This is a genomic window from Sphingobacterium sp. UBA7253 (assembly GCF_002472745.1).
GTDB classification, from domain to species: Bacteria; Bacteroidota; Bacteroidia; order Sphingobacteriales; family Sphingobacteriaceae; genus Sphingobacterium; species Sphingobacterium siyangense.
This window is the reverse complement of record NZ_DKSP01000064.1, coordinates 1-5,698: the sequence shown is the minus strand read 5'-3', so window position 1 is coordinate 5,698 and position 5,698 is coordinate 1. Positions and strand designations below refer to the sequence as shown.

Annotated in this window: 8 protein-coding genes; 5 read left to right on the top strand and 3 right to left on the bottom strand. The window is 37.5% G+C overall.

Annotated elements, in window-relative coordinates; translation table 11 throughout:
• Nucleotides 1-509: hypothetical protein (locus B2X72_RS05910; protein ID WP_286848560.1), on the bottom strand; the 509-nt coding region annotated here is incomplete at its 3' end.
• Between the two features lie 795 nt (nt 510-1,304).
• Here B2X72_RS05910 and B2X72_RS05905 point away from each other — a divergent pair.
• Both B2X72_RS05905 and B2X72_RS05900 read left to right on the top strand, forming a co-directional pair.
• Nucleotides 1,305-1,859: a hypothetical protein gene (locus B2X72_RS05905; protein WP_286848558.1), complete on the top strand. Its 555-nt coding sequence runs from the start codon at nt 1,305-1,307 to the stop codon at nt 1,857-1,859.
• Nucleotides 1,860-1,906: 47 nt separating this feature from the next.
• Nucleotides 1,907-2,569: a hypothetical protein gene (locus B2X72_RS05900; RefSeq protein ID WP_286848556.1), complete on the top strand. Its 663-nt coding sequence runs from the start codon at nt 1,907-1,909 to the stop codon at nt 2,567-2,569.
• A 193-nt stretch (nt 2,570-2,762) separates the two neighbouring features.
• Here the strand turns inward: B2X72_RS05900 and B2X72_RS05895 are convergent, their stop codons facing one another.
• Nucleotides 2,763-3,473 carry a DUF1016 N-terminal domain-containing protein gene (locus tag B2X72_RS05895; RefSeq protein WP_286848555.1) on the bottom strand — a complete coding sequence of 237 codons (711 nt, stop codon included), beginning with the start codon at nt 3,471-3,473 and terminating at the stop codon, nt 2,763-2,765.
• 265 nt (nt 3,474-3,738) lie between these two features.
• Here B2X72_RS05895 and B2X72_RS05890 point away from each other — a divergent pair, with 265 nt between their 5' ends.
• The 3 genes from B2X72_RS05890 (at nt 3,739) to B2X72_RS05880 (ending at nt 5,271) form a co-directional block, all read left to right on the top strand.
• Nucleotides 3,739-3,882: a hypothetical protein gene (locus B2X72_RS05890; protein ID WP_286848553.1), complete on the top strand. Its 144-nt coding sequence runs from the start codon at nt 3,739-3,741 to the stop codon at nt 3,880-3,882.
• Between the two features lie 38 nt (nt 3,883-3,920).
• A complete protein-coding gene (locus B2X72_RS05885; protein WP_286848550.1) occupies nt 3,921-4,706 on the top strand; it encodes an esterase/lipase family protein in 786 nt (261 codons plus the stop codon).
• 76 nt (nt 4,707-4,782) lie between these two features.
• Nucleotides 4,783-5,271, top strand: coding sequence for a hypothetical protein (locus B2X72_RS05880; protein WP_157625984.1), 489 nt, complete (start codon nt 4,783-4,785; stop codon nt 5,269-5,271).
• Here B2X72_RS05880 and B2X72_RS05875 read toward each other — a convergent pair.
• Entirely contained in the window at nt 5,268-5,549 is a 282-nt protein-coding gene (locus B2X72_RS05875; RefSeq protein ID WP_286848548.1) for a WGR domain-containing protein, read from the bottom strand. The genes B2X72_RS05880 and B2X72_RS05875 overlap by 4 nt on opposite strands.
• Nucleotides 5,550-5,698 lie beyond the last annotated feature (149 nt).

Here is a 5,698-nt window from a genome sequence, read left to right as displayed (position 1 = left end):
ACCATCTTTTGAGCAATTCCTACAGAATTTTTACATTTCATCGGCTTTTCATCGGGTCGGCATCGGGTTTTGATCGGTGCAACCCGATGAGATCCCGATGAAAACTCAAGACAGACTGCATGAAAGGCAGAAGCTTGGGCGAAGTTGGTTAGGCAAAAGACAGAAGAAGGTGATACCTCTTCCCCTCTTCGACTGACCTTTGGCTCGGCTTCGAGACTTCTTTGGGACATGGTCGAGACAGGCTCGGGAGCTCTTTGGCTAGGCTTCGGCAGGGCTTCGGCTACGCCTCGACTCCTACCCGAAGCGCAGTCGAACAACAGTCGAAGCATTCCCGAAGAAGAGGCGACGTTGGTACGACGCAGTGTCGAAGGATCCTCGAACAAAACCCGAAGGCTACTCGAAGAACCAGCTGTTTTAATTTGATTTTGAGCGCTAATTTTACAGCGATTTTTTAGCAGGATCGCAGTACCTTTAAAGTACGTTTTTCCTTGTCGAATTTTCTTACGCAAATTTTGAGTAATTAGTACTATATCTGTGCTTGAGGAGTGCTTTATCCGTACTGGAGGTATGCTGTTAAAATATAGCCTAAAAAGCACTACTAATTTAAAGACCAGAGGCCATAATTTTTTGGATTTAATTTGGTTTGAGCAGGAGGAACCTTTTCCAGTAGGCAGTTCACTCCCACCCTTATAAAAACTGTTCATTTTTAAAGGTGTTGAGGGCTGTGACCTGCTGACTCGGTTCTTTTTATTGATACTTACAAACGTATCCTCTTGCTCCTAAGCCTAGCTTAGGTCACAAATAAAAAAATTGTTGTAAATGCGGGAAGCGCAAGACGTTAAATGACAGTTGCAAGTATATAATTGGTTCGATACGTCTTCAACAGCTAGGAAAGTCATCGTATGACTTTGGTCGCCGAGCTACTCGGGGGCCGTGATGATGTTTTTTGATTGTTGCTTTTTGTTCATAACTCGTTTCATTGGTAACGAGTCTTGTGGGTTGGTCTCAAATGATAAATGTGGGACTGCACACCGTACCTGAAATAAAGTTTCTGACGCCTTACACACCACGGATTTACAGCAGTACCCACATCTATCTGTTATGCAAATATAACATAAAAGTATAGACATGGGTGTTTAATCTGCTGTCTTGCGGTGTGGCGTCAGAAAATACAGGCACAAGACTCTTTGATTTAAACACCAAAGAAGATTCATAATCTTCTATTAACAAAACAAATATACATACACATCTATTAAAATGCAAATTATTTTAAAACATTAATATTAAAAAATTATCCGCTCTTAGTGGATATGAGAATACGGGGAAAAGTAACAGCACTATCGCAATATTTTATTGATTATTTTCGAGTAGAAAGATTAGAAAGAGGAATATCTGCAAAAAAACTATCAATAGGTATTGCTCCCTTTGAGGGAGAAACCTTAGTTGGTCAAATTGAATACGAGTATTCTAGCGCCAAGTACACATCTACCACTCTGAAAAAAGCTTTAAACTATTTCTGTTTAACTATGCAGGATCTTTTACCTGATGAACTATTGGATGATGACCAATTAATTGAGAAGACCAGAATACCCATTCTTAAAAAGATGAGTGTTAAAGCAGCGTTTAACTCATTAATTGAAGAGGGATTTTTTGATATTCCTCGCCTACGCTCTGAAATTACAGCCTATTATAATTCATTTTTGGAGCAGGAAGACCACAAAGAGGACACTTACTTTTCCGCCCAGTTGGAGGAATTATGTAACGAAGGAAAGTTACTTAAATTAAAAGACGATGACGCCGACGACAAGAAAGGCAAACTTATCCGCTTTGTTCGCAACAAGGAATTGAAAGAAGATTGAGTCTTTTACCCTTTATTTCCTAAATTTGAATTTGTATCACTCGTTATATGCCGATTACCATACCCACACTTTCGTACGAGCTTAATACCACAGTTCGAATGCATCGTGAAGCCAAAGGCTACACACAGGAGGAATTTGCATTTTTGATTGGCAAGGACGTCAAGGAGGTAGAAGATAATGAGGATCTCACGACTGATTCTGCTTATGATATCAATCAAACTAATTTCTATGCAAGGGTTTTGGAAAAATTACCTAAGGAAATGTTTTTTAAGGACTCATTTGAGGAGGCTACCATTAAGATATATGCCACGAAAACCGAAATAGAAAATAAGAAGACCGGTAAGAAAACCATTAAATTTAAAGGAACAGGCAGTTTTAACAAAAAATCAACCGTGATTGAATCCTATTCCGTTCCGGTAGATCCAGATTATGACGTCTCTGCCGAAGATCAAGATTTGGTCTTAAGCATACTAGAAGATTGGTTGAGGAATAATTATTTTAAAGAGGGCGTTACTGGTTATAACCTTTACCAAGATTTATTAGCCAAAGCAGAGTCCGAAGAAATACAACGCCCTGACTCTTTTCGACCTATCTTGGTCTCGCGCGCTATCACGAAGCTATGCAATAAACGCAAGAAACCTAAATTACTACCACATAGAAAGCTTCCTAAAACAGCTGAAAAGTGGTTGTTGTATAAGGAGGATGTTTAAACTCTTGAATCTATGCTAACAGAAAATGACAAAGCCTGTCTGGTGGAAGTGGATGTTTCCCTGAAAGAATCAAGTGTCACATCATATAAGAATTAAATTGCATTTATCAAATCGCACTTTAGAACATGTTTAAAAAGTATCCGTCCTACCAAGTACATAGTGACTTAAACTCTGTTAGGTGGTAATTTTGTTGTTATGAACAACTTTCATCAAAGCTACTTTCAATATCTAAGGCCGTTGCAAAATAATCTTGATGTTTTCTGATAAGTGATTTTTGTTTTTTTTTGTAGTGTTTTCCAGTTTGGCTTCGGAAATGTGCTTTCATCTTCTTGAAAAAGCCTCTTTTCTTTTCCCGTTTCAAACCCAAAAATTCCAATATCATCGGATCTTTGGTAATCTCCTTGGCATCTGAAGGCATCTTTTCCCTTCTTGCAACAGCCAAAACACTTTCTTTATCGTTGCTAAGCAACAGGCGTTCGTATAAATTACTAAAAACTTGTCTTTCGAGCTGTCGTGATGTCCAGTTATTTTTGATTGTTTCAGCCGTATAGAATTCTCTTTGTTCGTCCAAGTCAAGTCGCATTAACAATCGATATTGTGTCCAGCTCAATTGCGAACGCAGTGCGTTCGCAATTGGAAATACCCGGTAAAACTGCCGGAACAATTCAATTTGCCTTCGCGAGAATCCACTCCCAAATTCAGGTTCCAATGCCTTAGCAAGATATTGGGTCAGATATTTCCCATAATCAGCCCTATCTTTACCTTGCTGTTCCTGCTCAAAAATACGTTTGCCTATGTCCCAGTACATTAATGTGCGTTGATGATCGACAGCACGCACAGCATTTTCCTTGGACTGCACAATAATTGCCTTTATATCGGATACTAAAGTTTGATCGGACAACATAATTGTTTATTTTCTTGGTATTACTTCTGTAAATGAATAATACAAAGATAACTATAAACAATATAAATACTAAATATTTTAGTAAAAAAATTCCCTATCACATCAAATTTAATTACCCTCTTCAAGAATTATTAGCTAAAATGATTCTTTTCTATACTTTTAAATTTCAGCTACTTTTTAAAATCAACAGAATAGGAGATACGCGAGAATTTACTTTTATTCTATCATAAAGTTTGGCTAACTTCACTGACAAGAAGAAAAGTAAATGAAAATAGCTGACATTTATTTATCTGGTTTAAAGAAAGGATACTATGACAATGGTAACGAAGAAACCTGGAATCATTTTGAACAGATTAAACATGGTGCAAGCAAAACAGATATTTTTATAAATGCGATAAAGCTAATTTAAAAAATCTATTGGATGGATTAAAACGTATAAAAAAACCAATGAATGCCTTTAAATTAAGATATCCTATTATATTGATCCATGGCACTGCAGCTGGAGATAGTAGTTTGTTTTGGGGCAGGATTCCCAAGACTTTCAAAAAAAACAATATTTCATTTTTTTATGGTAAGACCGATGGATGGGGCACCGTTGCTAACAATGCACAGATGCTGAAAAGAAATCTGTCAGATCTTGCAGAAAAAACAGGTGTCACTAAATTTAATCTCATCGCGCATTCTAAAGGTGGGATCGACGCTCGCTATTTTATTTCAACGCTAAAAGGCCATCAAATGGTGGCCTCCTTAAGCACAATATCCACGCCACACTTAGGAACACCAATAGCAGATTATTTAATGGAAAAACATCTATCCGGGGATTCTGTTACAAAAAAACTGATCCAACGTATTTCTTTCTTATTTGGAGGGCAATCTCCGGCCCCAATCGAATTAATCCGAGATCTCAGTGTAAAAAAAATGCGTACTTTCAACCAGCTCAACCCCAATATGGACAATGTATTTTATCAGAGCTTTGCTTCGACAATGAATAAGCCACAGGATGATTTATTGTACGCATTGAGTTTTAAATACCTGATGGGACTGGCAGGTAAAAATGATGGGATGGTCCCATTAGAAAGTGCAGTGTGGGGAGCCAACTTTAAACATATACATGCTTCCCAGGGTATCTCGCATGCTGGTATTACCGATATCACCCGTAACAATATTGGGAATATACATATACCACAAATCTACTTAGACATTATTAGTGGATTAGCAGCTTTAGGATTATAACGATTAACAAATGTATACGTTATACACACTAATTTTTTTGATATGGTTTGGTATCCCAGGCCTATTCATCTATTTAATGTACTGGATCCTAAAAAAATCTGGCCGTAAAAAGTTGGGAACTATCGTCTCGATTGTTTTAATATTGCCTTTTCTTATGCTCACGCTATACCTACTATTTGATGATCTATTATTCTCTAAATCTGATGCAAGACAACTACTCAGCGAACACCATATCACGCTAAACGATGATTTTAAAATTATTTCCAATCAAAGTGGTGGCTTAAGAGATTACACACATCAATTTGAACTATCTATTTCCGAAAAAGACAAACAATCTTTTATCAATCAACGAACTTGGAGTGACAAAATGGATGAAAGAATAGAAGTTCATAGCTCTGCGGTAGACAGATATGAAGGTGACACGCTACGCGCCAATTATCATGACAATGATTCCTATACCTATTCCATGTATCGTCCAAATGGCAAAGGCATCACTCCAACATTTATAAAAATCTGTGTATCCAATCATAAAAATACATTGACATACGAAGAGATCTTAGACTAATTCAATAACTGGATGGCAGCCGTTGGCTGTCGAACAGCGGATCCTTTTTCCTTGCTATCTGCATCTACAGCACCATCTTCAGAATAGCCTTTTTTAGTCTTCTCCGCAATTAGTTTTTCAGCATCCTTTAGACAGGCTTCCTCGGAATCAAAGGTTTTACTTTTACTTTGCCCAGCGGTTCCGTTCCGTCCGTAGGTGACTGTATGAGTTGCTCCCGAAGTTTGTATTTCCCAAAATTTATCCGATGTACCGTCTATGTATTTTAAGTGCTTAAACATTATTTATAACTGTAATCACTTGTGTCCTAAATAAATTTTAGGATTGGATTTCTGTGGTACACGCATAGCTTTTTTCATCATTTCGATATTGACCCCTATTTTTCAATCTGGGAAGATCTTTAGCTGTCACTTTTTTCCTTTTCTAGGCG